This is a genomic window from Pseudonocardia halophobica, from assembly GCF_050948485.1.
GTDB classification, from domain to species: domain Bacteria; phylum Actinomycetota; class Actinomycetes; order Mycobacteriales; family Pseudonocardiaceae; genus Pseudonocardia; species Pseudonocardia halophobica.
Genome location: NZ_CP192046.1, coordinates 6,489,170 through 6,515,380 on the forward strand (window position 1 = coordinate 6,489,170; position 26,211 = coordinate 6,515,380).

The following is a 26,211-nucleotide window of genomic DNA, read 5'->3' on the forward strand; positions in this document are numbered from 1 at the left end:
GCGGCGAACGGCGCTCTCGCTCAGACCTACCGAGCGAGAGCGCCGTTCGTGCGTCCTCAGGTGTGGAGGTGGCAGCGCACCGTGCCGCCGCCGGGGGCGGTGACGACGGGCGGGGCCTCGACCTTGCAGACGTCCATCACGTGGGGGCAGCGGGTGTGGAAGGCGCAGCCCGACGGCGGGTTGGCCGCGTCGGGCACCTCACCGAGCAGCACGATCCGTTCCCGCTCCCGCTGCCGGCGGGGGTTCGGCACCGGCACGGCCGAGAGCAGCGCCTCGGTGTACGGGTGCGCGGGCCGGTCGAAGAGCCGGTCGGTCGGCGCCGTCTCCACGATCTCGCCGAGGTACATCACGGCCACCCGGTGCGCGATGTGCCGGACGACGGCGAGGTCGTGCGCGATGAACAGGTACGACAGCCCGAACTCGGCCTGCAGGTCCTCGAGCAGGTTGAGGATCTGGTTCTGGGTGGAGACGTCGAGCGCGCTGACCGCCTCGTCGCACACCAGCAGCCGCGGGTTGAGCGCGATGGCCCGCGCGATCGCCAGCCGCTGCCGCTGCCCGCCGGAGAACTCGTACGGGTAGCGCTGGGCGTACGTCGCCGACAGCCCGACGTGCTCGAGCAGGTCCCCCACCCGGGTCGAGCGCTCGGACCGGGAGAGCGACTCGTGGACGTCGAGCGGCTCGCCGATGCTCTCCCCCACCACCATCGCGGGGTCGAGCGACGAGTACGGGTCCTGGAACACCATCTGCATCCGCCGCCGGACCAGCCGCAGGTCGCCGCGGCCCAGGGCGGTGATCTCCTCGCCGTCGAGCCGGACCGAGCCGGCCGTCGGCTCGACGAGCCGCAGCATCGCCCGCCCCGTCGTCGACTTGCCCGACCCGGACTCGCCGACCAGCCCGAGCGTCTCGCGCTCGCCGATCTCCAGGCTCACCCCGCGCACCGCGCGCAGGGTGCCGCCGCGGCCGAGGATCCCGCCCCGCAGCCGGAAGTCGACGGTCAGGTCCTCCACCTCGGCGACCGGGCCGGCCGAGTCGGCCCGCGGCGAGACGGACTCGGACGCGTTCACCGCGTTCGTCATGCGCTCCCCTTCAGGGCCAGGTCGGACACGCGCAGGCACCGGCTGGTGCCGCCCTCGGCGAGCGGGTGCTCGGCGACGGCGGTGTCCCGGCAGGCGTCGACGACGTGCCCGCACCGCGGGTGGAACCGGCAGCCGGCGGGCATCGCACCCGCCGGCGGGGTGGAGCCGGGGATCGTGGCCAGCCGCCCCGACCGGGCCGTGAGCTGCGGCATCGCCGACAGCAGCGCCTCGGTGTAGGGGTGGCGCGGGTGCTCGTAGAGCGCGTCGACCCCGGCCCGCTCCACGACCTGCCCGGCGTACATGACCACCGCGCGGTCGCAGATGTCGGCGACCACCCCGAGGTCGTGGGTCACGAACACCACCGCGGTGCCGAACTCGTCCCGCATGGCGCGCAACAGGTCCAGCACCTGGGCCTGGATCGTCACGTCGAGGGCGGTCGTCGGCTCGTCGGCGATCACCAGCTTGGGCTCGCAGGACAGCGCCATCGCGATCATCACGCGCTGCCGCATGCCGCCCGAGAACTCGTGCGGGTAGCTGCGGGCGCGGCGCTCCGCGTGCGGGATCCCGACGGTCGACAGCACCTCGACGGCTCGGGCCCAGGCCGCCCGTTTCGACCCGCCGCGGTGCCGCCGCACCACCTCCGCGATCTGGTCCCCGACCCGGAACGCCGGGTCGAGGCTGGTCATGGGCTCCTGGAAGATCATCGACAGCTCGTCGCCGCGGAGCGCCTCCATCTTCCGGCGCGGCAGCCCGACGAGCTCGCGGCCGTCGAGCCGAATGCTGCCGGCGGTGATCCGCGCGGACTCCGGGGGCAGCAGCCCGAGCACGGTGAGGCTGGTGACGGTCTTGCCGGAGCCGGACTCGCCGACCAGCCCGACCGTCTCGCCGCGGTCGACGGTGAACGACACGCCGTCGAGCACCTGCACCCAGCCCCGGTCGGTGGCGAACTCGACCTCCAGGCCCTCCACCACGAGGAGCGGTTCGGTCACGACCCCCTCCGGATCTCCCGGCCGAGCGAGTCCCGCAGGCCGTCGCCGAGGATGTTGAACGCGAGCACGGTCAGGGCGATGAGCAGGCCCGGGAACACCGTCAGCCAGGGCGCGGTGGCGGTGTAGCGGAAGCCGCGCTCGATCATCGAGCCCCAGCTCGCGTCGGGCGGCTGCACGCCGAGGCCAAGGAAGCTCAAGCTCGCCTCGGCGAGCATCGCCATCGCCGCGGTCAGCGAGATCTGCACGATCAGCGGCGAGAGCGCGTTGGGCAGCACGTGCCGGAGGATCACCCGCGGCGTCGGGGTGCCGATCGAGCGCGAGGCCTCGACGAAGGTCTCCTCGCGGATCGACAGCACCGTGCCGCGGACCAGCCGGACGAACCGCGGCGCGAAGATCACGCCGATCACGAACATCGCGTTGGTCAGGCTCGGGCCGAGCACACCGACGAAGGCGATCGCGAGGATCAGCGGCGGGAAGCTCATCAGCGCGTCGGTGAGCCGCATGATCACCGCGTCGACCTTGCGGCCGGCGTACCCCGCGATCAGCCCCGGGATCACGCCGAGCACCACGGCGACGCCCACGGCCTGGGCCGCGGCGACCAGCGAGACCCGGCCGGCGTAGAGGGCGCGGCTGAACACGTCCCGGCCCAGGTCGTCCGTGCCCAGGACGTGCCCGCCGCCGGGCTGCTGCAGCACCGAGCCCAGGTTCTGGGCCAGCGGGTCGTGCGTGGCCAGCAGCGGGGCGAGCGCCGCCGCGAGGACGACGAGGACCAGGTAGACCAGGGCGGCGAGGGCGAGCTTCTGCCGCCGGAAGCGGCGCACGAAGCGCGCCCGGGCGCTGGGTTCGGGCGGCGCGAGCGCCTCGCGCCGGTCGAGGGCGGTGGCCGTCACGCCTGCCTCACCTTCGGGTTGAGCCAGCCGTAGGACAGGTCCACGACCAGGTTCACGAGCATCACGATCAGGGCGGCGACGACGACGATCCCCTGGATCATCGGGATGTCCCGCTGCAGCACGGCGCGGATCGCCAGGTCGCCGAGCCCGGGCAGGCCGAACACCCGCTCGACGATCACGGAGCCGCCGAGCAGGAAGCCGACCTGGAAGCCGATCACGGTGACCACCGGCACGGCGGCGTTCTTCATCCCGTGCTTGAGGATCACGGCGCGCCCGCTGAGCCCGTTGGCCCGGGCGGTGCGGATGAAGTCCTGCTGGAGGGTGTCGGTGAGCGAGCCGCGCAGCTGGCGGGTGATCTCGGCGGCCACCGCGGTGCCGAGGGTGATGCCGGGCAGGACCAGGCCGCGGGCCCAGGCGCCGACGCCCTCGGAGATCGGTGTGTAGCCCACCGCCGGGAAGATCGGGAAGGCCAGCGCGAACGCCATGATCAGCAGGATCCCGACCCAGAAGTTGGGCAGGGAGATGCCGACGGAGGCGAAGAGCGTGGCCCCGCGGTCCTGCCAGCGGCCGCGCCGCAGGGCCGCGACCACACCGGCCGGCACGGCGATCAGCAGCGCGATCAGCATGGCGGCCAGGGTGAGCGCGAGTGTGACGGGGAACCGGCCGGCGATCGCGCCGGTCACGGACTCGTTGCTGAACAGCGAGCTGCCGAGGTCGCCGGTGAGGGCGTTGCCGGCCCAGGCGGCGTACTGGACGAGGACGGGGTCGTTCAGGCCGAGGCGTTCCCGGGTGGCGTCGATCTGCGCTTCGGTGGCGTTCTCGCCGGCGATCGTGATGGCCGGGTCGCCCGGGATCATCAGGACCAGCGCGAAGACGCCGAGGGACACGAGGAAGAGCAGCGGGACCATCATCAGGACGCGCCGGACGGTGTACCGGAGCACGGGCGGGCACCCTCCCAGCGGACGGCGGTGTCGCGAGGGAACTGCGACCGGGTGGTGGGGAAGAAGGATTCGGGATCGGTCGGGAAAAGGGCGCGGAGAATCGTCGTCCACGCCCGGGCACGCCCCCGTCGCGCGGCACCTCCGCACTAAACGATCGTTCGGAAAGGTAGCAAGCGTCACACCGTCCGTCAACCGGGTCTTTACCAGGAACGGCGCCTGAGCTGGGAACCTACTCGGGCGTATCGCCGTCCCTTGACCTCCGCTTGACCCGCGCGGCGCATCAAGATCACCTTCGTGGCCGCCGACAATGCGGGGAAACGGCGACTTGTGAATCACGGCGACTCGTGCTCAGAATGGCGCCACGCCGGCACGTCCCCGGCGATCCCTCGTATTCTCGCGCCCCGCATCGTCGCGGGCCTGGAGAAGGTGGACCGCCCATGCCGATCCGTCGTGTCCCGGCCGTGTTCACGGCCCTGCTGACCGCGTTGCTCGCGGTCGCGCTGGCCGGCTGCGCCCCGATCTCGCCGTCGGAGGGCGGCGGCGGTGCCTCCACCGCACCGGTCGCCCGGGAGGACCTCGACCCCGAGGCGACGATCCGGTACGCCGACGCCGTCGGCCCCAGCCGGTTCGACCCGCACCGCTCCACGAACGGCCAGGACATCCGCTACCTCGCCCCCGTGTACGACCGGCTCGTGCACCTGTCCTCGGCGGGCGACCCGATCCCCGGGCTCGCCACGGCGTGGGAGTGGCAGGACGACGGCCTCGCGCTGCGGATGACGTTGCGGCAGGACGTCCGCTTCCACGACGGCGCCCCGTTCGACTCGGCCGCGGTCAAGGCCAACATCGAGCGGGAGAAGACCGTCGAGGGCTCCTCGGTGGCCGCGGACCTCGCGAGCGTGACCTCGGTGGAGACGCCGGACCCGAACACGGTCGTGCTGCGCCTGTCGAAGCGCAACAGCATGCTGCTCGGCCTGCTCTCCCACCGCGCCGGCGCGATGGCGAGCCCCACCGCGTTCGACAACCCCGATCTCGACCTCGCCCCGGTGGGCACCGGCATGTACAAGGTCACCTCGTACCGGCCGAACGACGTGATCGTCTACGAGCGCAACCCCGACTACTGGAACCGCGACGTGGTCGGCGCGAAGAGCATCGAGCTGCGCATCCTGCCCGACGAGGTCACCCGGATGAACGCGCTGCGCACCGGCGAGGTCGACGTCGCGCTGCTGTCCGGCCGGCTGGCCGGCGAGGCGAGCGGGCTGCCGGGCATGACGGTGCACCGCGACACCACGCTCACGTACCTGGTGCTGTACCTGAACCGGGCGCGTTCCGAGTTCGGCGACCCCAGGGTGCGCCAGGCGCTCAACTACGCGGTGAACCGCCAGGCGATCGCGCAGGGCATCTACTTCGGCGCCGCGCAGCCGACCGTGCAGCCCTTCCCGCCGGACTACTACGCCTACAACCCCGCCTACCCCGGCGACTTCTACCCGCACGACCCGGCCAAGGCCCGGCAGCTGCTCGCCGAGGCGGGCCTGCCCGACGGGTTCGAGTTCGAGATGCTGGTGACCGCGCTGTCGACCTACACCCAGGCCGGCGAGGCGATCCAGCAGATGCTGGCCGAGGTCGGCATCAAGGCCACCATCCGCAACGTCGAGGCGGCCCAGACGGCCGACGTCTACTACCGCCAGCAGCAGGGCGACGCCCTGGTCTCGCAGTGGGGCGGGCGGCCGGACCCGTCGATGACCATCGACCTGCAGTTCACCTCCACCGGGTTCTCCAACCCCGGCCGCGTCACCACCCCGCGGCTCGAGGAGCTGCAGCGCACCGCCCTCGACACCCTCGACCCGGACAAGCGCCGCGACACCATCCACCAGGAGGTCGGCGAGCTCGTCGACCAGGCCTTCCAGGTGCCGATCGTGCTCGACGAGTCGGTCATCGCGACCAACCAGCGGATCGCCGGCTTCGAGCTGCTGGTGACCGGCCAGGTCGACTTCCAGAAGCTGGCCGTGAGGAAGCAGCAGTGAGGCGCAGGACGTTCCTCGGCCTCGTCCCCGTCGCGGGGCTCGTCACGGTCGCCGGCTGCGCCCCGATCCCGTCCTCGGGCCCGGCGGCGCAGGGCCCGCCGGGCGTCTTCCGGTACGCCTACGAGCTCACGCCGAGCCGGCTGGACCCGCACCGGGCGTCGATCAGCCAGGACGGGGTCACGCTGTTCCCGGCCTACGACCGGCTGGTGCACCAGTCCCCCGTCGGCGAGCCGGAGCCGGGCCTGGCCCGGGCGTGGGCCTGGGAGGACCCGCTCGCGCTGCGCCTGGACCTGCGGCCGGGGGTGACCTTCCACGACGGGACCCCGTTCGACGCGGCCGCGGTCAAGGCCAACATCGAGCGGGCCAAGACCGTACAGGGCTCGGCGGTGCGGACCGAGCTGGACCCGGTCGCGTCGGTCGAGGTCCGCGACCCGCAGACGGCGGTGCTGCGGCTGTCGTACCCGTCGGCGTCCCTGCCGGCCGTGCTGTCCGACCGGGCCGGGGCGATGGTGAGCCCGAAGGCCCTCGCCGACGGCGTCGACCTCGACGCCGTCGCGGTCGGGGCGGGCATGTACCGGATGGTCGAGCACAACCGCGGGCAGATCACCCGCTTCGAGCGGCACCCCGGGTACTGGGATCCGGCGGCGGCCGCGGCGGAGAAGCTGGAGATCCACCACATCGCCGACGCCGCCACCCGGCTCAACGCCGTGCGCACCGGGGTCGTCGACGCGTGCCGGGTGCCGCCCGCCCTGCTCGACCAGGCGAAACAGACCGGGCTCGAGGTCAGCACCGCGGGCTCGCTGAACTTCAACTACTTCGTCCTCAACCGCGCCCGCTCCGCCTTCGGCGACCTGCGGGTGCGGCGCGCGCTCAACCACGCCCTCGACCGGGAGGCGATCCGGCAGGGCGTCTACCGCGGGCTCGCCACGGTCTCGGCGCAGCCGTTCGTCCCGGGCTACTGGGCCTACGACCCCGACCTCGGCGACGACGCCATCCGCTTCGACCCCGACCTCGCCCGCCGGCTGCTGGCCGAGGCCGGGGTCGGGGACGGGCTGCGGTTCTCGACGGTGATCCCGACCGGCTCGGACTACCAGCCGCTGGCCGAGGCGATCCAGGCCCAGCTCGCCGCCGTCGGCGTCACGATGGAGATCGCGCCGGCCGCACCCGACACCATGGGCGACCTGATGTTCGTGCAGGAACGGTACGACGCCATGCTCGCCTCGTGGGGCCCGCGGGCGGACCCGTCGATGACCGTCGCCACCCGGTACACCGCGAACGGCTTCGGCAACCCGGGCGGGCAGACCACGCCCCGGCTGGAGCAGCTGCACAGGCAGGCGCTCGCGACGACCGACCCCGCCGCGCGGTCCGCCGTCATGCACGACCTGGTCGACGAGGTGGTCGACCAGGTCCTGGAGATACCCGTGGTGTTCCCCGAGGACGTCGTGGTGCAGTCGCCGCGAGTCGTCGGGCTCGTGCCGCGGCTGATGCACCGGCCCGAGTTCCGCGGGGTGACGGTCCGATGAGGGCGCTGCGCGCCGTCCGGATCGTCACAGCGGCCCTGCTGCTCGTCCTCGTGGCGGGCTGCGCCCCGATCCCCACCTCCGGCGGCGGGGCCGAGCAGGCCTCCGGGCCGGCCGACCCGAACGCGATCCTGCGGTGGGCCAACGCCGTGGGGCTCAGCCGGTTCGACCCGCACCGGGCCAGCTCCAGCAACGACAACACGCACCTGTTCCTCACCTACGACCGGCTCGTGCACACCGACGCCGACGGCCGGGCCGTGCCCGGACTCGCCACCGCGTGGGAGTTCGGCCCGGACGGGACCACGATGGACATGACCCTGCGCCAGGGCGTCACGTTCCACGACGGCACCCCGTTCGACGCGGCGGCGGTCAAGGCCAACATCGAGCGGGCCAAGACCGTGACCGGCAGCGCCGTCGCGCCCGAGCTGCGGCCGGTCCGCTCGGTCGAGGTGCTCGCGCCGGACCGGGTCCGGTTCGTGCTCACCGCGCCCACGGCGTCGCTGCCGCTGGTGCTCTCCGACCGGGCCGGGGCGATGATCAGCCCCGCCGCCTTCGACAACCCCGACCTGGACCAGAACCCGGTCGGCGCCGGCATGTTCCGGGTCACCGCCTACCAGCCCGGGGCGCGGATCGAGTACCGCGCGGCGCAGAACTACTGGGACCCGGCGGCGGTGCGCGTCGCCGGCATCGACATGCCGATCTACACCGACTCCGTGACCCGGCTCAACGCCCTGCGCGGCGGGCAGATCGACGGGGCCGTCCTCTCGCCGGAGCAGGTCGCCGAGGCACAGGCGTCGGGCGTCCGCGTCGAGCCGGGCCGGACCAGCAACTTCTGGTACTTCCAGCCGAACCGGACCCGGTCGGCGTTCGGCGACGTCCGCGTGCGGCGGGCGATCTGGCACGCGATCAACCGGCAGGCGCTGGTCGACGTCCTCGCCCGCGGCTACGGCGAGCTGTCCGCCCAGCCGCTGCCGGAGTGGAGCCCGGGACACGACCCGTCGATCGGCCCCGACCCGTACCCGTACGACCCCGCGAAGGCGCGGCAGCTGCTGGCCGAGGCCGGGCTGCCGAACGGCTTCACGTTCGAGGCGCTCGTCGCGACCAGCCCGGACGTGCAGCGCGTGGCGGAGGCCATCCAGGCCGACCTCGCCGCCGTCGGCATCACGATGACGAGCCGGGTGCTGGAGGGCGCGCAGATCACCGACGAGTTCTTCGTGCGCAAGCAGGGCGACCTCCTGCTCGGCCCGGGCGGCGGTCGCCCGGATCCCGCCCAGACGACCGGGCTGCGGTACCTGCCGGACGGCTTCAACAACCCCGGCGGCCACACCACGCCGGAGATGCAACGCCTGCAGGAGACCGTGCTGCGCACCGTCGACCCGGCCGCCCGCGCCGACGCCCTGCACGCCCAGATGCGCGAGTTCGTCGACCAGGCCTTCGAGGTGATCCTCTACTACGCGACGCCGCCGGTGGCGCTCTCGCCGCAGGTCCTGGACTTCCACCCCGGCCTCGCCGACCGGCCGGAGTTCCGCGGGGTGGCCAAGGCGGCGGCCCAGTGACGGCACGGACCGCACAGCTGTCGCGGCGGTCGGTGCTGGCGGGCGCCGTCGCGCTCCCGTTGCTGGCCGCCTGCGCCCCGATCGGCTCCTCGGGCGCCTCGCGGCCCGCCGCGGGCCCTGCCGATCCCGGCGCCGTGTTCCGCTACGCCAACACCATCGGCGTGAGCCGCTTCGACCCGCACCGCGCCTCGTCGAGCACGGACAACACACTGCTGTTCCTCACCTACGACCGGCTCGTGCACACCGACACCGAGGGCCGGGCCGTCCCGGGGCTCGCGACGGCCTGGCGCGCCACGGACGGCGGACGCACGCTCGAGCTGGACCTGCGCGAGGGCGTGCGGTTCCACGACGGCACGGCCTTCGACGCCGCCGCGGTGAAGGCCAACATCGAGCGGGCCAAGACCGTGCAGGCCTCCGCGGTCCGGGCCGAGCTCGCGAGCATCGCCGCGGTCGACGTCGACGGGCCGCTCCGGGTCCGGCTGCGGCTCACCGCGCCCAACGCCGCCCTGCCGTTGATCCTCTCCGACCGGGCGGGCGCCATGGTCAGCCCGGCGGCGTTCGACAACCCCGACCTCGACCAGGCCCCGGTCGGCGCGGGTATGTACCGCGTGACCGCGTACCGGCCGGGGGCGAGCGTCACCTACCGGCCGGTCGAGGGCTACTGGGACCCCGACGCCGTGCGGGTGGCCGGGATCGACATGCTGATCTACACCGACGCGGTGACGCGGCTCAACGCCCTGCGCACCGGCGAGATCGACGCCACCGTCCTGTCGCCCGACCAGGTCGCCGAGGCGCAGGGGGCGGGCATCGCCGTGGCCGCGGGCCGCACGAACAACTTCTACTACCTGCAGCCCAACCGGGCGCGACCCTTCTTCGCGGACGTCCGGGTGCGTCGCGCCCTCTGGCACGCGGTGGACCGGCAGTCCCTCGTCGACGGGCTCGCCCGCGGCTTCGGTGTGATCGCCGCCCAACCGGTGCCGGACTGGAGCTTCGCGCACTCGCCGGACATCGGGCCGGACCCCTACCCCTACGACCCGGCGCTCGCCCGACGGCTGCTCGCGGAGGCCGGCTACCCGAACGGCTTCAGCTTCGAGGTCTTCGCGTCCGCGGGCAGCGACCAGGGCAAGCACGCCGAGGCGCTGCAGGACTTCTACGCCGCGGTCGGGATCGACATGCGCATCCGCATCATGGACAGCGCGCAGATCGCCGACGTCTTCTTCGTGCGCGAGGAGGGCGACGGCCTGCCGTCCGTGGGCGGCGGCCGGGCGGACCCCGCCCAGACCACCGCCCTGCGCTACACCGCGGACGGCTTCAACAACCCCGGTGGCGCGGCCCCGCCCGAGTTCGAACGGCTGCAGGCAGAGGTCGTCGCGGCGAGCGACGAGGCGACCCGGGCCGCGGCCTTCCACCGGATGATGAACGCGGTGGTCGAGCAGGCACTCGAGGTGATCCTCTACTTCCCCACGCCCCCGATCGCGACCGGACCGCTCGTGCTGGACTACCACCCGTTCCTCGCCGACCGGCCGGAGTTCCGCGGGGTGTCCAAGGCCGCCACCTCCTGATCGTTCCGCGAAGACCCTTCCGATCATGTCGTCGGGACGGTACCGTCTCGTCCACGCGCAGAACGGGACGGTACCGTCCCGTCGGCGATCGGGAGGTTCCCGTGAGACGCACGCCCAGCGGTGCAGCGGTCCTGCAGCCGGCGAAGACGGCCTCGATCACCACGGCCGTGCTCGAGGAGCTCGCGGGGAGCGGCTACGGGCGGCTCGCCATGGAGGCGGTGGCCCGGCGCGCCGGCGTCGGGAAGAGCGCGCTGTACCGGCGCTGGCCGGGCAAGCCCGAGATGGTCACCGCGGCCCTGTCGGAGCTGAGCGTGCCGGCCGTGCCGACGCCCGACACGGGCACGTTGCGCGGTGACCTCCGCGTGCTGGTCGAGGCGATGCACGAGTGGCTCACGCACCCGCTCATCGCCCGGATCCTGCCGGACGTCAGCTCCGAGGCCGTGCGCAACCCGGACCTGGCCGACGCCCTCCGCCGCACCGTCGGCGACCCGCGCCGCGACATGGCGAGACCGGTGTTCGACCGGGCCGCGGCGCGAGGTGAGCTGGCCGTGGACGTGGACTTGGCGCTCGACCTCGTCGGCGCGCCGCTGTACTGGCGACTGTCGGTCCGGCACGTACCGCTCACTCCCGGCTATCTCGACGACCTCACCGATGCGCTGCTGCGCGCCCTGTCCCGCCCCTGACTTCCGCTCTCCCCTGACCTCCCGATCCTGATCGTCGATCGGATCGCGAGGCCCCCTCCACCGCCACCCGCGCACGGCGCACGTCCCGTACCGCACTCGATCCGCAGATTGGATCCAATCTGCATCTGATTGCACTCATGGAGGACAGCAATGACCGCGAGCACGGACGTCCCCACCTCCCCCGGGGACACCCTGATCTTCGAGAACGACCGGGTCCGGGTCTGGTCCATGACCTTGGCACCCGGCGGGATGTTCGACTTCCACCAGCACCACCACGACCACGTGGTGCTGTGGCCCGACGCGGGCGACGCCCAGGCCCAGGAGCTGGGCGACCCCGACTGGGGCCTGGTGCAGCACGCCGAGCCCGGCTTCGTCCTCTACCGCACGGTCGGGCGCACCCGACCCCTGCCGCCGCACCGGATCCGCAACCTCGGCCCGGAACCGGTGACCCACTACATCGTGGAACTGCTCGAACCCTCGCCGTCCGAGGAGAGCGAGCCGTGGGTCTTCAACGACCGCGGCCGCGTCGGGCGCGCCGACGGATCAGCCCTGTGACGGCCCCGGAGGCCGCCGGACCCGCCGCCCCTGGCGCCGTACCGGCCCCGGCCACCGCAGGGTCGCTGCGTCGCAACGCGATCGGGGTGCCGGGCATGATCTTCATGGTCGTCGCGGCGACCGCGCCGCTGACGGCCCTGTCGTCGAACATCTCGCTCAGCCTCGGCTTCGGCACCGGCCCCTCGACGGTCCTCCTGCTGGTGCTGGTCGGGCTCGTCCTGGCCGTGTTCGCCGCGGGGTACGTGGTGCTCAGCCGGTACGTGACCAGCGCGGGCGCCTACCAGGCCTTCGTCGAGTTCGGCCTGGGCCGGCGTGCGGGCGCGGCCACGGCGTTCGTCGCGACCCTCGCCTACACGATCGCCGCGGCCGGCATGGTGGCCGCGACCGGCTACTTCGCCGCGCTCACCTGGACGGCACTGACCGGCGCGGACGTGCCGTGGTGGGCGTTCGCCGTGGTCGCGCTGGCGATCACCTACGGGCTGGGTGTGCGCGGGGTGGAGATCGCCCAGCACGTCACCACCGGGATCTCGGTGCTGCAGTTCGCGATCATCGCCGCCCTCGCCGTCGCCGTCCTCGTGCAGAACCCGGACGGCTGGGCGGTCCCCGCTCTCTCGCCGACCGCGGCGTTCGGTCCCGGTCTGGCGACGACGCTCGTCTTCTGCCTGCTCTGCTTCGGGGGGTTCGAGGCCACCGCGGCGTACGGGGAGGAGGCGCGGGCGCCGCGGCGGAGCATCGCGGTCGCGACCTACGCCGCGCTGGGCATCCTCGTGGTGGTCTTCGCGTTCGGCACCTGGACCCTCGCAGCGGCGTTCGACGACGTGCGGGCCGTGGCCGCTGAGGACCCCGGCGCCCTGGTCGTCACCGCCGCGGACCGCTACCTCGGCGTCTGGTCCGGCCCGGTGCTGAGCGGGCTGGTCACGATCAGCTTCCTGGCCGCCGCGGTGGCCTTCCACAACCTGGCCTCCCGCTTCCTGTTCGCCCTCGGCCGGTCCGGCCTGCTGCCCCGCGCGCTCGCCACGGTGCACCACCGGCACGACACCCCGTTCGTCGGTTGCCGGACCCAAGCCGTCGTCGCGGTCCTGCTGCTGGTCCCGTTCGCGATCGCGGAGGCGGACCCGATCGTCAACCTCTTCCCGGCGCTGTCCGGGATCACCTCGCTGGCCCTGGTCGCGATGATGGCCGGCTGCTGCGGCAGCCTCGTCGTGGCCGCGCTGCGCCGCCGGGTGACCGAGTCCCGGTGGGTGACGATCGCCGCACCCGCGGCCGCCGGAACGGTCCTCGTCGCGGTGCTGGTGCTGATCGTCGGCCACTACAGCGAGGTCACAGGCAGCGACGCCCTCGTCGTCGCCCTCATGCCCCTCTCCCTGCTCGTCGTCGCCGCGTACGGCGTCGGCGCGGCGGCCCTCCGAGGAAAGGACGAGTCATGACCACCGAACTGCTGCGCGCCACGCACCTCCCGGCCGCCCGGCGCGAGATCGTCGAACGGGCCCGCGCCCTGCGGCCCCTCCTCGCCGAGGCCGGCCCGGGGATCGACGCGACCGGCGCCGACCCCACCGCCGCGATGGCCCTGCTCGGCGAGGCCGGCCTGCACCGGATCAACGTGCCGGTGGAATTCGGGGGCCTGTGGGACGGCCCCGCCTTCGGCGGCTGGCGCGAGCTGATCGAGGCGCAGATCGAGATCTGCGCCGGGGACGGCTCGACCGGCCAGTGCTGGAGCACGACCACACTGGTCGCCCGCGAGCTCTTCACCTCCGACGAGCTGCCCCACGAGACCAAGCAGCAGCTGGCCGACGAGCTGATGTACGAGGGCCGCCGGTTCGTCGCGTCCAACGCCGAGACCGGGGGGACCGGCCGGGTCGTCGGTCGGCGCGTGCCGGGCGGTGTGGTCGTGTCCGGGACCAAGACCTTCAACACCAACAGCGGCGGCGGCGGCCGCGACCTCGCCAGCGTGAGCTTCGCGCTGGTCGGCGACGACGGGATCGTGGAGACCGCCCCGCGCTGGCACGCCCTGGTCCGGCTCGACGATCCCGCGCTCGAGCTGCTCGGCGACTGGGACAACATGGGCCAGCGCGGCACCGTCAGCCAGACCATCCGCTACCGGGACGTGTTCGTGCCCGACGGCTGGCACTTCCGCGCCCACGTCGCCGACCCGTACTTCTTCGGCGCGGTGATGCTGATGCACGGCGCGTTGCTGCAGGGCATCGGTGAGGGCGCGTTCGCGGCGGCGGTCGCGTACGTGCAGGAGCTGAACCGGCCGAGCATGCCGCGGTTCGGTACCGCGACGGAGGACCCGTTGATGCACCGCCAGCTGGGCGAGATGTCCAGCGAGCTGGCGGCAGCGCGGGCCCTGCTGCTCTCGGTGGCCGACGAGCTGGAGGCCCCGGAGCTGGTCACCCGCCCCGAGGAGATGGCGATCAAGGGCTTCCGGGCCAAGGTCGCGAGCACCCGTGCCGGGCTCGACGTGACCGCCCGGATCCACGACCTGACCGGTGCGCGCAGCACGGCGAACCGGTTCCGGCTGGACCGGTTCTGGCGCAACGCCCGCACCTTCGGCAGCCACGACTCGATCGACGCCAAGAACGCGTTCGTCGGGGCGTTCGAGCTGGCCGGCGCGCTGCCCGCGATCCCCGACTACATCCGGGTGTGACGGTGCACCCGTCGGAGATCCTCCCGGTGCCGGACTACGCGGCCCTGGTCCCGGCGCCCTTCCTCGACCCGCCCGAGGTGCGCGTGCTTCCCGGGGCGCTCAGCCACCTCGGTGTCCCCTACGCCACGCCGCCGGGCTGGCGGGCGCTGCGGCTGGACCTGCACCTGCCGGCAGGACCGGGTCCGCACCCGGTCGTCGTCTACGCGCACGGCGGGAGCTGGCTGGGCGGGATGCCCGGGCACGGCCCGTGGCACGGCCTGCCCGCCCGCGGCATCGCCGTCGCGTCGGTCGGCTACCGGTTGGCGGGCGAGGTGTCCTTTCCCGAACCCGTCGAGGACCTTCGGGCGGCGATCCGGTGGGTGCGGGCCCACGCGGACCGCTACGACCTGGACCGGCGCCGGGTGGCCGGCTGGGGCAGCTCGGCCGGCGCCTACCTCATGACGATGGCGGCGCTGTCCGGCGAGCGCCCGCTCGGCCGGCCGGTCGGCGACGGGGTCGGCGTGGCCGGTCTGGACGCCGTCGTCGACCACTACGGCCCCGCCGACCTCGGCCGGCTGCTCGACGACGCGCACGAGCCCACCCTCCAGGGCCAGGCCGGGACCGCGGCCGTCATCGGCACGTTCCTCGGGCGCGAGCCGGACGGCGCCGACGACCCGGCCAACCCGCTGCGGCTCGCCGGGCCGGGCGCGCCGCCGTTCCTGATCGTGCACGGCGACGCGGACCACCGCGTCGGACTCGCCCAGAGCCGTTGGCTCCACGCGGGCCTGCGGGCCGCCGGGGTACCGGCCGAGCTCGTCGTGCTGCCCGGCGCCGACCACGCCGACCCGGCCTTCTTCGACCCGGCCGAGGTCGAGCGCGTCGTCGCCTTCCTGACCACCGTCTGGGACCGCGCCGCGGTCCCCGTCCCCTCGAGGAGCAGTCCGTGACCGTCACCCCGCTCGATCCGCGCCCGCTGCCGCCGTGGGCGGGCGAGCTCACCTCGCTGCGCCACGACGAGCCGACCGGGACCTGGTCGGTGATCGCGGTGCACTCCACCCGGCTCGGCCCGGCCGTCGGCGGGACCCGCGCGATGGTCTACCCGTCGCTGCCGGCGGCGGTCGCCGACGCCCGGCGCCTGGCCGGGGCGATGACCCTCAAGGTCGCCGTCGCCGGCCTGCCGATGGGCGGCGGCAAGTCGGTGGTGACGCTCCCGGCCCCGCGGCACCGGCTGGACGACGACACGTGGCACCGGGCGCTGGAGGCGCACGCGCGGCACATCGAGCTCCTGCGCGGCACCTACTGGACCGGCCCCGACATCGGCACCGACACCACGGACATGGACGTGCTGCGCCGGCACACGACCTACGCCTTCGGCCGCGCGGAGAGCGACGGCGGGTCCGGGACGAGCGCCGAGGCGACCGCGATCGGCGTCGTCGCCGCCGTGCGGGCGGCGGCCCGGGAGGCGGGGCACCCCGGCCTCGCCGGGCTGCGGGTCCTGGTGCAGGGCCTCGGTGCGGTCGGCATGCGGGTGGCCCGGGCGGTGTCGGCGGCCGGCGCGCGCCTGCTCGTCGCCGACGTCGATCCGGACCGGGTCGCCCGCGCCGTCGGGCTCGCGGCGGCCGTGGAGGTCGTGGCTCCCGAGGAGGTCGTCCGGACGCCGTGCGACGTCCTGGTGCCCTGCGCCGTCGGTGGCCTGATCGACGCCCGGGTGGCCCGCACCCTGCCCGCCGCCGTCGTGGTGGGCGGGGCCAACAACGTCCTCGCCGACGACGAGGCCGCGGACGTGCTGGCCGCGCGCGGCGCCGTCGTGGCCCCGGACTTCGTGGCCAACGCGGGCGGGGCGATCCACCTCGTCGGCCGCGAGGTGCTCGGCTGGTCCGCCGAGCGGGTCCGGAAGCGGGCCGAGGCGATCGAGGGCACGCTCGCGGAGATCTTCGCCGACGCCCGGACCCGTGGCGTCGGCAGCGTGCGGGCCGCGCTCGAGCGCGCCGAGCGGTCGCTCGCGGTGGAGCCGGCCGCGTGACCACCCGCCCGACCCTGCGCGGCCGCTTCGGGATGTCCGCCTCGACCCACTGGCTCGCGACCGGCGCCGCCCAGTCGGTGCTGGAGCGCGGGGGCACGGCGGTGGACGCGGCGACGGCCGCGGCGTTCGTCCTGCACGTGGTGGAGCCGCACCTCAACGGTCCGGGCGGGGATCTCGTCGCCCTGGTCGCGCCCGCGGGCGGTGCGCCGTTCGTGCTGTGCGGCCAGGGCCCGGCGCCCGCCGGGGCGACCCGGGAGCACCTCGTGGCCGAGGGGCTCGACCACGTGCCCGGGGCCGGGGCGCTCGCGGCGGCGGTGCCCGGCGCCGTCGTCGCCTGGCTGCGGTTGCTGGCCGAGCACGGCACGTGGGAACTCGCCGACGCGCTGGAGTACGCCCTGGACCTCGCCGAGCACGGGTACCCGGTGGTGCCGCGGCTCGCGGCCACGATCGCCGCGGTGGCGGACCTGTTCCGGGAGCACTGGCCCTCGTCGGCGGAGCGGTGGCTGCCCGGCGGCCGGGTACCGGAGGCCGGCGCGACCCTGACCAACCCGGAGTACGCAGGCACGCTGCGCGCCCTGCTCGCCGCGGGCAGCCCTGGCGGCGACCGCCTCGGGCGCATCGAGCTCGCGCGACGGGCCTGGCAGGAGGGCGCGGTGGCGCAGGCCCTGGAGGAGTTCGCGGCGAAGCCGCACCGGCACTCGGACGGCCGCGACCACGCCGGGGTCCTACGGGCCGCGGACCTCGCGGCCTTCCGCGCCACCACCGAGGAGCCCGTGTGCCGCGACTTCCGCGGCACCACCGTGGTGAAGGCCGGGCCGTGGAGCCAGGGCCCGGTGCTGCTGCAGGCCCTGGGCATCCTCGACCACGTCGGCGACGGCCGGCTGGACCCGGGGACCGCGGAGGGCGCGCACACGATCGCCGAGGCGCTCAAGCTCGCGCTCGCCGACCGCGAGGCCCACTACGGCGCGGCCGCCGCGCCGGGGCTCCTCGACCGGCTGCTCGACCCGGACCACGCCCTGGCCCGCGCGGCGCTCATCGGCCCCGGGGCCTCCCGGGAGCTGCGCCCCAGCCGGCTCGACGGCGATCCGGTGCTGCCGCCGCTACGCGTCGACGGCGGCGCCGCGGCCGGGACCGGTGAGCCGACGGTGGCCCGGAACGGCGAGACGCGCGGCGACACCTGCCACGTCGACGTGGTCGACCGCTGGGGGACGATGGTCTCCGCGACGCCGTCGGGGGGCTGGCTGCAGTCCTCGCCCACCGTCCCGGGCCTCGGGTTCTGCCTCGGGACCCGGTTGCAGATGTCCTGGCTGGACCCGCGCTCGCCGTCGCGGCTCGACCCCGGCCGGCGCCCGCGCACCACGCTGAGCCCCACGCTGCTGCTCCGGGACGGGGCCGCGGTCGCCGCGCTGGGCACGCCCGGCGGCGACCAGCAGGACCAGTGGCAGCTGCTCTACCTGCTGCGCACGCTGGTCGGCGGGCAGTCGCCGCAGGAGGCGATCGACTCGCCCGCCTTCCACACCACGGCGGTCCCCGGCTCCTTCTGGCCGCGCACCTGGACACCGGCCGGCCTGGTCGTCGAGGAACGCCTGGGGCCGGAGGTGGTCGCGGAGCTGCGCGGGCGCGGGCATGCGGTGACCGTGTCCGGCCCGTGGACGCTCGGCCGGCTCTCGGTCGTCACACGGGACCCGGCGACCGGGCAGCTCGGCGCCGCGGCGAACCCACGCGGGGCGCAGGGCTACGCGGCCGGGCGGTGACCGGCCGCGGACTACGATCGCGCCGTGGCCGCCCGGGGTTCCGCCGACGTCGCCTCCGTGCGGGACATCGTCGACCGGCTCCAGGAGCGGATCGGCAGCGGCGAGATCCCCATCGGCGGTTGGATCCGGCAGGAGCAGGTGGCCCAGGAGCACGGGGTCAGCCGCACCCCGGTCCGGGAGGCGCTGCGCCAGCTCGAGGCGCTGGGCGTCGTCGAGATGGTGGCGCACCGGGGCGCGCGGGTGACGCTGCCGTCGACCCGGGACATCGCCGAGGCCCTCGAGGTGCGCGGGGTCCTGGAGGGGCACGCCGCGCAGCTCGCCGCGGACCGGATCACCGAGGCCCAGCTCGCGGTGCTCGCCGGCACGGACGGGACCTTCCGCCGGGTGGTCGCGCTGGCGCGGGACCCGGACGCGCAGGAGGAGGCCCGCGAGCTCTGGTACCGGACCAACTCGCTGTTCCACGCGACGGTCGTCGAGGCTGCGGGGAACCGGCAGCTCACCGCCAGCCTCGACGCGCTGCACCATCGGCTGCCCCGCAACCTCACCTGGGCCGGGCTGGCCGGCGACCCGCGGCTGCTCGACCGCAACGCGGACGACCATGTCGCGATCACCGCCGCGATCCGCGCCGGCGAGGGCGAGCGCGCCCGCTCGCTCACGCTCCAGCACGCCCGCCGCGCCGCCGAGATGATCCTCGTCCGCCGGCCCTGACCCGGTGAAAGGCGCTCGCTCCTGAGATGTGAGGGAGAGCGCCGTTCGCTCGAGGGTCGCGTCGCTCCGGGATCACCGCGGGTCGCGCCACATGGGCCACACCGGTGGGCTGCCGGCGGCCGAGATCGGCGCCTCGGCGACGAAGCCGTGACGCTCGTACAGCGCCTTGCTGCGAGGGCTCGTCGCCTCCAGGTACGCGCGGTGACCTGCCCGGTCGGCTCGGGCGAGGACCGGCGTCATCGTCGCGCTCCCGACGCCCCGGCCCTGCTCGTCCGGGCGCACGCCGAGGAACCACAGGTACTCGTGCGGCTCGTGCGGGTGGTGCTCCTCCATCACGGTCATCAGCGCGAACAGCCGCTCGGCGTCGTCCCCGGCGCGTTCCGCGAGCGCGCCCCCGAAGGCCTCGCCCTCCTCGTCGGACATCGGGGCGCTGCCGTGCGGCACCCAGAGGGCGGCGCCGGCGGCGTCCGGCCCGGCGGCCCAGATGTCGTCGTGCTGCGCGAGCACCGCGACGACACGCTCGAAGAAGAACAGCGTCCTGTCCGCCCGGTCCGACGGAACCGGGTGGATCCAGGCGAAGATCGGGTCGTCGACGAAGGCGGCCGCGAGCGTCGCGGCGACCGCGGCGTGGTCGCTCCGACCCGCCTTGCGGACGGTGGTGGGCGAAGTGGTCCGGATCGTCGTCGTCATCGTGAGTTCCCCTCGGCTCGGTGACGGGTTCGACGACGACTGTGCGGCCCGACGGTGTCAGGCGCCTGTCAACCCCCTGTCGCCCGACCGGCGAACGACCCTCGCGCTCACTACGTGTGAACGAGAGCGCCGTTCGCTCACCACGTGGGTGCGACGAAGGACGGTCAGCGGAGGCGGCGGACGCTCGTGCCGGGGCGGGCGTACTCGTGGAAGAGCACGTCGAGGTGGTCGGCGAGGGAGTCCGCGGGCGCCTCGGGCGGGAGCCGCACGTCCTCGGCGGGGCGCCGGCGGCCCTCCCCGACGTAGGAGGCGACCCAGCGTCCGTCCCGCCGCTCGACCTCGACCACGACGCGGCCGTACAGCTCGAAGCGCAGCCGAGCACCCTCCGGTGTGTCCATGCCGGGCAGTGTCGCGGCTCGCGCTGTACCGGCGCAGCCGCATGTGAACGAACGGCGCTCTCGGTCACTACGTCTGTGCGAGAGCGCCGTTCCCTCAGCCCAGCCCGGCCGCCACCAGCGCCTCCTTCGCGGACTCGCCGAGCAGCCGGCCGGTGGCCACGCGGGCGCGGACCTGGTCGGCGTAGCCGTCGTCGGCCATCACGCCCGCGAGGTAGCGGGCCTGCACGCCGGCGAGGATGCACGCCGAGCGCCAGCGGTTGAAGGCGATCCAGTACGGCAGGTCCGACACGTCCCGGCCGGTGGTCCGGGCGTAGCGGTCGACCAGCTCCTCCCGGGTCGGGAAGCCGGGGACGGTGGTGGGACCCGGGTCGGCGCCCTCGGGCAGCTCGTCGCCGGGCTCCTGCCACAGCGACACGAGATAGCCAAGGTCGGCCATCGGGTCGCCGAGGGTGGACAGCTCCCAGTCGAAGACCGCCCGGACCGTCCCGTCCGGGCCGAAGGTCATGTTCCCCGGCCGGAAGTCGCCGTGCACGACGCCGCGGGTCTGCGGCGGGACGTGCGCGGCGAGGGCCGCGTGGATCTCGTCGAGCAGCGCCAGCTCGGCGCCCTCGACGCCGGAGTTGCGGATCTGCTGGTGCCAGCGTGCGAGCTGCCGCTCGGCGAACCCCTTCCGCGAGCCCTCCAGCCCGACCGCCTCGGGGTCGAGCGCGTGCAGCGCCGCCAGCACCTCGACGACGTGCTCACCCGCCCGGGCGCGCGCCGCGGGCGTCAGCGACTCCGCGGCCGCGGGGTCGGCGAGGACCGTGCCCTCCACGAAGTCCATGACGTAGAACTCCGCGCCGGTGACCGCCGGATCGGCGCAGTACGCGCGCGGCGGCGCCACCGGGACCGCGGTCGGCGCCATCGCGGAGATGAACCGCCACTCCCTGCTCATGTCGTGCGCGGTGCTGAGCACGCCTCCGAGGGGTGGGCGGCGCAGCGCGTAGGCGTGTCCCGCGGCGTCGTCGATCCGATAGGTCAGGTTGGACCGCCCACCCGCGACCAGCGTGAACCGCGCCGGGCCTGCGAACCCGTCGACCTGCCCGGCCAGCCATGCCTCGACGGCCGGGGCGTCGAGGCCGGCCATCGTCGTCGAACTCGTCATCGCCCCACGTACCTCGGCTCCCGCTTCTCCAGGAAGGACCGCACGCCCTCGCGGTGGTCCTCGGTGGCGAACAGCTCGCCCAGCCGCGTGCTGACCCAGCGGCCCAGGTCGGACCAGTCCGGGTCGAGCGCCTCCCGCAGCCCCGCCTTCAGGGCGCCGACGGCCAGCGGCGGGTTCGCCGCGATCCGCCCGGCCAGCTCCAGCGCGGTGGGCAGCAGCTGCTCGTCATCGACGACGCGGCCGACCAGTCCGATGCGGCCTGCCTCCTCGGCGTCGATGATCTCGCCGGTGAACAGCAGCTCCGCCGCCTTCTCCCGGCCGACGAGCTGGGCGAGTCGCGCGATGCCGGCGACGTCGCTGCACAGCCCACGCTTGACGAACAGCTCGCCGAACTTGGCGCGCCGCGCCGCGACCCGGAAGTCCGCCATCAGCGCCAGCTCCATGCCCCAGCCGACCGCCGCGCCGTTGACGGCGGCGATCACCGGGACGTTCGACGTGAGCAGCGCGCCGGCCGCGGGGGTCAGCCGCGGGGCGGGCCGGGGCGGGCGCTTCTCCGGGTCGCCCCCGCCCATCAGCTCGCGGACGTCGTCGCCCGAGCAGAAGGAGCGGCCCTCGCCGGTGATCACCAGGACCCGGGCGGTCGTGGTGCGGACGAGGTCCTCCAGCTCGTCGTACGTCCGGCGGCGCAGGGCGTTGTGCACCTCCGGCCGGGCGATCGTCAGCACGCCGACGTGCCCGTCCTCCTCGTACCGGATGTCGGTGAGCGCCGTCTCCGGGCTCGCGGTCATGCCTGCACCTCCGTGCGCAGCTCGCGCTTCAGGACCTTGCCGCTGGGTGTGCGCGGCAGCGGCTCCGCGCGGAACACGACGTGCTCGGGTACCTTGAACTCGGCCAGCCGCTCGCGGACGTGCTGCTGCAGCTCCGCGGCGGTGACCTCGGCCCGGGTGTTGACCACCGCGACGGCCTGCTCGCCGAGCCGGTCGTGCGGGATCCCGACGATCGCCACGTCGGCCACCGCCGGGTGCTCGAACAGCGCGGCCTCGACCTCCGCGCAGTAGATGTTCTCGCCGCCCCGGATGACGACGTCCTTCATCCGGTCCACGACATACACCCAGCCGTCGCGGAAGAACCCCAGGTCACCGGTGTGGAACCAGCCGTCGGTGAACGCCGCGGCCGTGCCCTCGGGGTTGTTCCAGTACCCGCGCACCACGTTGGGCCCGCGGAACCAGAGCTCGCCCACCCCCTCCGGCTCGGCGTCCTCCCCGGTCGCGGGGTCGACGACGCGGATGTCGGCGCCCGGGGCGAGCCGGCCGACGCTGTCCGGGTGGGTCACGTAGTCCAGCCCGGTGTTGGAGACGACGGCGCTGGTGGTCTCGGTGAGCCCGTAGCCGTTCGCCGGGGACACCACCGAGGCGAACTGGGTGTCGATCAGCCCGATGAGGTCCGGCGGGATCGGCGCCCCGCCCATGCTGAGCGCGGCCAGCGTCTGCAGCCCACCGCCCTCGCGCGCGGCCTGCTCGACCAGCTGCCGCCCGACCGTCGGCACCCCCGACACACCCGTGAGCGCCTCGCGGCGGACCAGCTCGAGGGCCTCGACGGGGTCCCAGCGGTACTGCGTGACGAGCTTCCCGCCGGTCAGCGGGGTGTAGGTCAGGCTGGTGATCCCGGCGATGTGGAACAGCGGGAACGTGCACAACGCGCCCGGCTGCGGCGCCGCCGGGTCCGGCTCCGGCGGGGTCCCGCCGTTCGCGACGATCGCCGCGACCCGGGCGCCGAGCAGCGTGTTGAGGATGTTGGTGCAGTGGTTGCGGTGCGTCCCGACCGCGCCCTTCGGCTTCCCGGTGGTGCCGGAGGTGTAGAGGATCGTGGCGTCGTCGTCGGGGTCGATGGTGACGTCGGGGAGCGCGGCGTCGCGGTCGAGCGACGCCAGCACCTCGGCCCACGGCCGACCCCGTCCCTCGCCCCGGACCTCGATCATCGGGAGGTCGATGCCCTCGAGGATCGCCGCCCGCTCGCCGTCGGCCACGACGAGCCGGGCCTCGCAGTTCTCCAGGGCGTAGCGCAGCTCGGGTCCGGTCCACCAGGCGTTGAGCGGCACGAACACCAGCCCGGACACCGCGCAGGCGTAGAACCAGGGCGCCCACTCCGGGTAGTTCCGCATCGTGACGGCGACCCGGTCGCCCCGGCGCAGCCCGTACTCGTCGTGCAGCAGGCGGGCCAGTCCGGCGACGGTCCGGGCGTGCTCGGCATAGGTGACGTGCTCGTCCCGGTACACCGTGAACACCCGGTCGCCCCAGGTCCGGCCGATCTCGAACAGCTCCCGCAGGGTGTGCGGGCCGCGCTCGTAGACCCGCCACGGGATCCCGCGGACCTCGGTGTCGACCAGCGCGAACTCCGCCCCGGGCGCGGTGAGGGCGGCGGTGGGCTCGGCCCGCACGCTCCCGCCCGACGTGACCGTCATGCCCGGAACGCCAGGTCGAGGCCCGGGTGGGGCCATTCCATCGCGTACAGCTTCCCGCGCCCGGAGGAGGTGATGTAGGCGGTGCGGGAGTCGGCGCCGGCGAAGCAGATGTTCGTGACGAACGGGTCCGGCTCGGGCACCGGGACCTGCTGCTCGAGCGTGCCGTCCGGCTGGATGACGCTCACCGCGCCGGTGACCAGGGTGGCGACGCAGACGTTGCCGGCGCCGTCGACGGCCAGGGAGTCGAGCAGCTGGTAGCCGGGGAAGCCGTGCAGCAGGTGCGCCCCGCCCGGCCCGCGCGGCGGGTCGCCGGCCGGGCCCAGCCGCGCCGGGCCGAGGACCTCCCACTCCCAGACCCGCCCGGTCTGGGTCTCGGCGACGTAGAGCCGGGAGCCGTCCGGGGACAGCCCGACGCCGTTCGGAGTCATCAGCGGGTGCACGACCTCGGTGATCGACGACCCGTCCGGCAGCGCGTAGCAGAGCCGCCCCACGTCCATCTCCCGCCCGCGGTTCTTGCCGAGGTCGGTGAACCAGAAGCCGCCCGCGGAGTCGAAGACGATGTCGTTGGGCCCGCGCAGCGGCCGCCCGTCGACCTCCGTGTAGAGGTCCTTCACCTCGCCGTCGAGCGTGACGCGCTGGATCCGGCCGCCGCTGTAGTCCGCCGGCTGGTGCCCGGGCGCGACGATGCCCTCCGGCCGGTCGTGCCACTCGAAGCCGCCGTTGTTGCACACGTAGATCGCCCCGTCGGGACCGACGGCGGCACCGTTGGGGCCGCCGCCCAGCTCGGCGACGACGTCGACCGACCCGTCCGGCCACACCCGGGAGAGCGTGCCGCGGCGGATCTCCACGAGCACCACCGAGCCGTCCGCGAGGGCGATCGGCCCCTCCGGGAAGCGCAGCCCGGAGGCCACCTCGCGGAGCACGGGAGCGGGGTCGGCAGCGGGGTCGACGCTGACCATGCGGTTCTCCTTCCGACACTGGAAGAGCGGGAACGAAGCGCGCTGAACGAGCGTTCAGCTCACGTTAGGAAGGGCTCGCCGCGGTGTCAACGGACTCGCGGACCAGGGTGCGCAGCTCGGGCTTGCGCACCTTCCCGCTCGTCGTCCGCGGCAGCTCGTCGACCAGCAGGACCCGGCGCGGGATCTTGTACCCGGCCAGGTGGCCGCGGCAGAACTCGCGCACGTCCTCACTCGTGGGGGTGCGGCCCTCGCGCGGTTCCAGCACGGCCACGACGATCTCGCCCCACACCTCGTCCGGCTGCCCGACGACGGCCGCCGCGGCCACGTCGGGATGCTGGAACAGGACCTCCTCGACCTCGCGGGAGTACACGTTCTCCCCGCCGGTGAGGATCATGTCCTTCTTGCGGTCGACGATGTAGAAGTAGCCGCGGGCGTCCCGGCGGGCCAGGTCGCCGCTGTGGAACCAGCCGTCCCGGTTGGCCTCCGCGGTCGCCTCGGGCCGGTTCCAGTACCCGGTGCAGACCTGGTCGCCCCGGATCAGCAGCTCGCCGACCTCGTCGTCCGCGGTGTCGTTGCCGTCGGCGTCGACGATCCGCACGGACGACAACCACTGCGGCTTCCCGACGCTGGTGAGCAGGGACTCGTCGGACTCCAGCGCCCGGACGTGGTCGGCGGAGCCGTGCACGACGACGTTGCCCGCCAGCTCGGTCATGCCGAACCCGGTCTGCCACTTCACGTCCGGCAACGCGGCCATCGCCTCCCGCAGCACCGCGGCGGGCATAGGTGCCGAGCCGTAGCTGATCCGCCGCAGGGACGAGACGTCGAACTCGCGGAAGCGGGGATGGCGCAGCAGCATCGCGAGCATCGTCGGCGCCACGGACGTCTGGCGGACCTGGTGGGTTTGCACGGCTTCCAGGAACCCGACGGCGTCGTAGCGGCGCAGCAGGACCATCGAGTCGCCCTTGACGTGGGCCATCGGCACGCCGTAGCCCGCGATGTGGCACAGCGGCCACGGCATCAGCGACACCCCGGGGTCGTGGTCGTGCTCCCAGCTGATCAACGAGTTCATGACGGCCGCGACGACGTTGCGGTGGCTCAGCACCGCGCCCTTGGCCCGACCGGTGGTTCCCGAGGTGTAGATCAACCAGGCCGGGGAGTCCTCGTCCACCGCGGGGGGTTCCTCGGGGTCGCCGAGGAGGTCCTCCCAGGTCAGCGCCCCGTCTGCAGGTCCGTCCACGCACACGACGGTCCGGATCGACGGCACGTCCGCCATCGCCTGCCGGGCCGTCTCCAGGTACTTCTGCTCCGTGATGAGCATCGTGGGCGTGGAGTCGTCGAGATTGAGGGCGACCTCGCGCGGGCTGAGCCGGTAGTTGAGGAACACCAGCGCCATCCCCGCGGCGGGGACGCCGTAGTAGGCCTGGATGTACTCCGGGTTGTTCTCGGTGAGGATCGCGATGCGGTCCCCGGGCGCGGCGTACCGGGTGAGCCCGTTCGCCAGCCTGCGGACGTCGCGGTCCAGCTCCGCGAACGTCCAGGAGCGGTCCTCGAAGATCAGGGCCGGTTCGTCCGCGCGCCGCGCGGCCGTGAAGGACAACATGTCGCCGATCCGCATTCGTGCTCCTTCGCACGGGGTGGGAACTGCAGGGGGTCAG

23 protein-coding genes are annotated in these 26,211 nt (G+C 74.1%); 12 read left to right on the forward strand and 11 right to left on the reverse strand.

Annotated elements, in window-relative coordinates; translation table 11 throughout:
- Nucleotides 1-56 precede the first annotated feature (56 nt).
- From ACQP04_RS30960 to ACQP04_RS30975, 4 genes are read right to left on the reverse strand one after another with little or no spacing between them, the layout of a single operon-like run.
- Nucleotides 57-1,076, reverse strand: a complete 1,020-nt coding sequence (locus tag ACQP04_RS30960) for an ABC transporter ATP-binding protein (RefSeq protein WP_433504042.1) — start codon at nucleotides 1,074-1,076, stop codon at nucleotides 57-59.
- Nucleotides 1,073-2,065: an ABC transporter ATP-binding protein gene (locus tag ACQP04_RS30965; RefSeq protein ID WP_433504043.1), complete on the reverse strand. Its 993-nt coding sequence runs from the start codon at nucleotides 2,063-2,065 to the stop codon at nucleotides 1,073-1,075. The genes ACQP04_RS30960 and ACQP04_RS30965 overlap by 4 nt, the downstream gene beginning before the upstream one ends.
- Complete coding sequence (locus ACQP04_RS30970; protein ID WP_433504044.1) at nucleotides 2,062-2,955, reverse strand: ABC transporter permease; 894 nt, start codon at nucleotides 2,953-2,955, stop codon at nucleotides 2,062-2,064. The genes ACQP04_RS30965 and ACQP04_RS30970 overlap by 4 nt, the downstream gene beginning before the upstream one ends.
- Nucleotides 2,952-3,896 (reverse strand): ABC transporter permease, encoded by a 945-nt coding sequence (locus tag ACQP04_RS30975; protein WP_433504045.1) that lies wholly within the window; start codon nucleotides 3,894-3,896, stop codon nucleotides 2,952-2,954. Before ACQP04_RS30975 ends, ACQP04_RS30970 begins: the two co-directional genes overlap by 4 nt.
- 437 nt (nucleotides 3,897-4,333) lie before the next feature.
- Here ACQP04_RS30975 and ACQP04_RS30980 point away from each other — a divergent pair, with 437 nt between their 5' ends.
- The 12 genes from ACQP04_RS30980 (at nucleotide 4,334) to ACQP04_RS31035 (ending at nucleotide 18,904) form a co-directional block, all read left to right on the forward strand.
- A complete protein-coding gene (locus tag ACQP04_RS30980) occupies nucleotides 4,334-5,917 on the forward strand; it encodes an ABC transporter substrate-binding protein (RefSeq protein ID WP_433504046.1) in 1,584 nt (527 codons plus the stop codon).
- On the forward strand, nucleotides 5,914-7,440 hold the full coding sequence (locus tag ACQP04_RS30985) for an ABC transporter substrate-binding protein (RefSeq protein ID WP_433504047.1): 1,527 nt from the start codon (nucleotides 5,914-5,916) through the stop codon (nucleotides 7,438-7,440). Before ACQP04_RS30980 ends, ACQP04_RS30985 begins: the two co-directional genes overlap by 4 nt.
- Nucleotides 7,437-8,993: an ABC transporter substrate-binding protein gene (locus ACQP04_RS30990; RefSeq protein ID WP_433504048.1), complete on the forward strand. Its 1,557-nt coding sequence runs from the start codon at nucleotides 7,437-7,439 to the stop codon at nucleotides 8,991-8,993. The genes ACQP04_RS30985 and ACQP04_RS30990 overlap by 4 nt, the downstream gene beginning before the upstream one ends.
- Nucleotides 8,990-10,555 (forward strand): ABC transporter substrate-binding protein, encoded by a 1,566-nt coding sequence (locus ACQP04_RS30995; protein ID WP_433504049.1) that lies wholly within the window; start codon nucleotides 8,990-8,992, stop codon nucleotides 10,553-10,555. The genes ACQP04_RS30990 and ACQP04_RS30995 overlap by 4 nt, the downstream gene beginning before the upstream one ends.
- Nucleotides 10,556-10,656: 101 nt before the next feature.
- Nucleotides 10,657-11,238 carry a TetR/AcrR family transcriptional regulator gene (locus ACQP04_RS31000; protein ID WP_433504050.1) on the forward strand — a complete coding sequence of 194 codons (582 nt, stop codon included), beginning with the start codon at nucleotides 10,657-10,659 and terminating at the stop codon, nucleotides 11,236-11,238.
- Nucleotides 11,239-11,388: 150 nt separating this feature from the next.
- Nucleotides 11,389-11,793: a hypothetical protein gene (locus tag ACQP04_RS31005; protein WP_433504051.1), complete on the forward strand. Its 405-nt coding sequence runs from the start codon at nucleotides 11,389-11,391 to the stop codon at nucleotides 11,791-11,793.
- Nucleotides 11,790-13,220 carry an APC family permease gene (locus ACQP04_RS31010; RefSeq protein ID WP_433504052.1) on the forward strand — a complete coding sequence of 477 codons (1,431 nt, stop codon included), beginning with the start codon at nucleotides 11,790-11,792 and terminating at the stop codon, nucleotides 13,218-13,220. The genes ACQP04_RS31005 and ACQP04_RS31010 overlap by 4 nt, the downstream gene beginning before the upstream one ends.
- Complete coding sequence (locus tag ACQP04_RS31015; protein WP_433504053.1) at nucleotides 13,217-14,440, forward strand: acyl-CoA dehydrogenase family protein; 1,224 nt, start codon at nucleotides 13,217-13,219, stop codon at nucleotides 14,438-14,440. The genes ACQP04_RS31010 and ACQP04_RS31015 overlap by 4 nt, the downstream gene beginning before the upstream one ends.
- A gap of 2 nt (nucleotides 14,441-14,442) precedes the next feature.
- Nucleotides 14,443-15,366, forward strand: coding sequence for an alpha/beta hydrolase fold domain-containing protein (locus ACQP04_RS31020; RefSeq protein ID WP_433504054.1), 924 nt, complete (start codon nucleotides 14,443-14,445; stop codon nucleotides 15,364-15,366).
- The gene (locus ACQP04_RS31025) at nucleotides 15,363-16,442 is read left to right on the forward strand and encodes a Glu/Leu/Phe/Val dehydrogenase dimerization domain-containing protein (RefSeq protein ID WP_433504055.1); all 1,080 of its coding nucleotides are present in this window, start codon (nucleotides 15,363-15,365) and stop codon (nucleotides 16,440-16,442) included. Before ACQP04_RS31020 ends, ACQP04_RS31025 begins: the two co-directional genes overlap by 4 nt.
- A 32-nt stretch (nucleotides 16,443-16,474) precedes the next feature.
- Nucleotides 16,475-18,196: a gamma-glutamyltransferase family protein gene (locus tag ACQP04_RS31030; RefSeq protein WP_433508470.1), complete on the forward strand. Its 1,722-nt coding sequence runs from the start codon at nucleotides 16,475-16,477 to the stop codon at nucleotides 18,194-18,196.
- 24 nt (nucleotides 18,197-18,220) lie between these two features.
- Nucleotides 18,221-18,904, forward strand: a complete 684-nt coding sequence (locus ACQP04_RS31035) for a GntR family transcriptional regulator (RefSeq protein ID WP_433504056.1) — start codon at nucleotides 18,221-18,223, stop codon at nucleotides 18,902-18,904.
- Between the two features lie 72 nt (nucleotides 18,905-18,976).
- Here ACQP04_RS31035 and ACQP04_RS31040 read toward each other — a convergent pair whose 3' ends face one another.
- From ACQP04_RS31040 to ACQP04_RS31070, 7 genes are all read right to left on the reverse strand, one after another.
- Nucleotides 18,977-19,594, reverse strand: a complete 618-nt coding sequence (locus tag ACQP04_RS31040; RefSeq protein WP_433504057.1) for a GNAT family N-acetyltransferase — start codon at nucleotides 19,592-19,594, stop codon at nucleotides 18,977-18,979.
- A 164-nt stretch (nucleotides 19,595-19,758) separates the two neighbouring features.
- Nucleotides 19,759-19,992, reverse strand: coding sequence for a DUF7661 family protein (locus ACQP04_RS31045; RefSeq protein WP_433504058.1), 234 nt, complete (start codon nucleotides 19,990-19,992; stop codon nucleotides 19,759-19,761).
- Nucleotides 19,993-20,086: 94 nt separating this feature from the next.
- Nucleotides 20,087-21,136: a phosphotransferase family protein gene (locus ACQP04_RS31050; protein ID WP_433504059.1), complete on the reverse strand. Its 1,050-nt coding sequence runs from the start codon at nucleotides 21,134-21,136 to the stop codon at nucleotides 20,087-20,089.
- On the reverse strand, nucleotides 21,133-21,924 hold the full coding sequence (locus ACQP04_RS31055) for an enoyl-CoA hydratase/isomerase family protein (RefSeq protein WP_433504060.1): 792 nt from the start codon (nucleotides 21,922-21,924) through the stop codon (nucleotides 21,133-21,135). The genes ACQP04_RS31050 and ACQP04_RS31055 overlap by 4 nt, the downstream gene beginning before the upstream one ends.
- Nucleotides 21,921-23,597, reverse strand: a complete 1,677-nt coding sequence (locus ACQP04_RS31060) for a class I adenylate-forming enzyme family protein (RefSeq protein ID WP_433504061.1) — start codon at nucleotides 23,595-23,597, stop codon at nucleotides 21,921-21,923. The genes ACQP04_RS31055 and ACQP04_RS31060 overlap by 4 nt, the downstream gene beginning before the upstream one ends.
- The gene (locus ACQP04_RS31065; RefSeq protein ID WP_433504062.1) at nucleotides 23,594-24,556 is read right to left on the reverse strand and encodes an SMP-30/gluconolactonase/LRE family protein; all 963 of its coding nucleotides are present in this window, start codon (nucleotides 24,554-24,556) and stop codon (nucleotides 23,594-23,596) included. The genes ACQP04_RS31060 and ACQP04_RS31065 overlap by 4 nt, the downstream gene beginning before the upstream one ends.
- 64 nt (nucleotides 24,557-24,620) lie before the next feature.
- A complete protein-coding gene (locus tag ACQP04_RS31070) occupies nucleotides 24,621-26,171 on the reverse strand; it encodes a class I adenylate-forming enzyme family protein (protein ID WP_433504063.1) in 1,551 nt (516 codons plus the stop codon).
- Between the last annotated feature and the right edge of the window lie 40 nt (nucleotides 26,172-26,211).

Excerpts from the sequence above, each read along its gene's own strand:
- ACQP04_RS30960 (WP_433504042.1), bottom strand. The coding sequence starts at position 1,076 with ATGACGAACGCGGTGAACGCGTCCGAGTCCGTCTCGCCGCGGGCCGAC.
- ACQP04_RS30980 (WP_433504046.1), top strand. The coding sequence starts at position 4,334 with ATGCCGATCCGTCGTGTCCCGGCCGTGTTCACGGCCCTGCTGACCGCG.
- ACQP04_RS30990 (WP_433504048.1), top strand. The coding sequence starts at position 7,437 with ATGAGGGCGCTGCGCGCCGTCCGGATCGTCACAGCGGCCCTGCTGCTC.
- ACQP04_RS31005 (WP_433504051.1), top strand. The coding sequence starts at position 11,389 with ATGACCGCGAGCACGGACGTCCCCACCTCCCCCGGGGACACCCTGATC.
- ACQP04_RS31015 (WP_433504053.1), top strand. The coding sequence starts at position 13,217 with ATGACCACCGAACTGCTGCGCGCCACGCACCTCCCGGCCGCCCGGCGC.
- ACQP04_RS31030 (WP_433508470.1), top strand. The coding sequence starts at position 16,475 with ATGTCCGCCTCGACCCACTGGCTCGCGACCGGCGCCGCCCAGTCGGTG.
- ACQP04_RS31040 (WP_433504057.1), bottom strand. The coding sequence starts at position 19,594 with ATGACGACGACGATCCGGACCACTTCGCCCACCACCGTCCGCAAGGCG.
- ACQP04_RS31045 (WP_433504058.1), bottom strand. The coding sequence starts at position 19,992 with ATGGACACACCGGAGGGTGCTCGGCTGCGCTTCGAGCTGTACGGCCGC.
- ACQP04_RS31050 (WP_433504059.1), bottom strand. The coding sequence starts at position 21,136 with ATGACGAGTTCGACGACGATGGCCGGCCTCGACGCCCCGGCCGTCGAG.
- ACQP04_RS31055 (WP_433504060.1), bottom strand. The coding sequence starts at position 21,924 with ATGACCGCGAGCCCGGAGACGGCGCTCACCGACATCCGGTACGAGGAG.
- ACQP04_RS31060 (WP_433504061.1), bottom strand. The coding sequence starts at position 23,597 with ATGACGGTCACGTCGGGCGGGAGCGTGCGGGCCGAGCCCACCGCCGCC.
- ACQP04_RS31065 (WP_433504062.1), bottom strand. The coding sequence starts at position 24,556 with ATGGTCAGCGTCGACCCCGCTGCCGACCCCGCTCCCGTGCTCCGCGAG.
- ACQP04_RS31070 (WP_433504063.1), bottom strand. The coding sequence starts at position 26,171 with ATGCGGATCGGCGACATGTTGTCCTTCACGGCCGCGCGGCGCGCGGAC.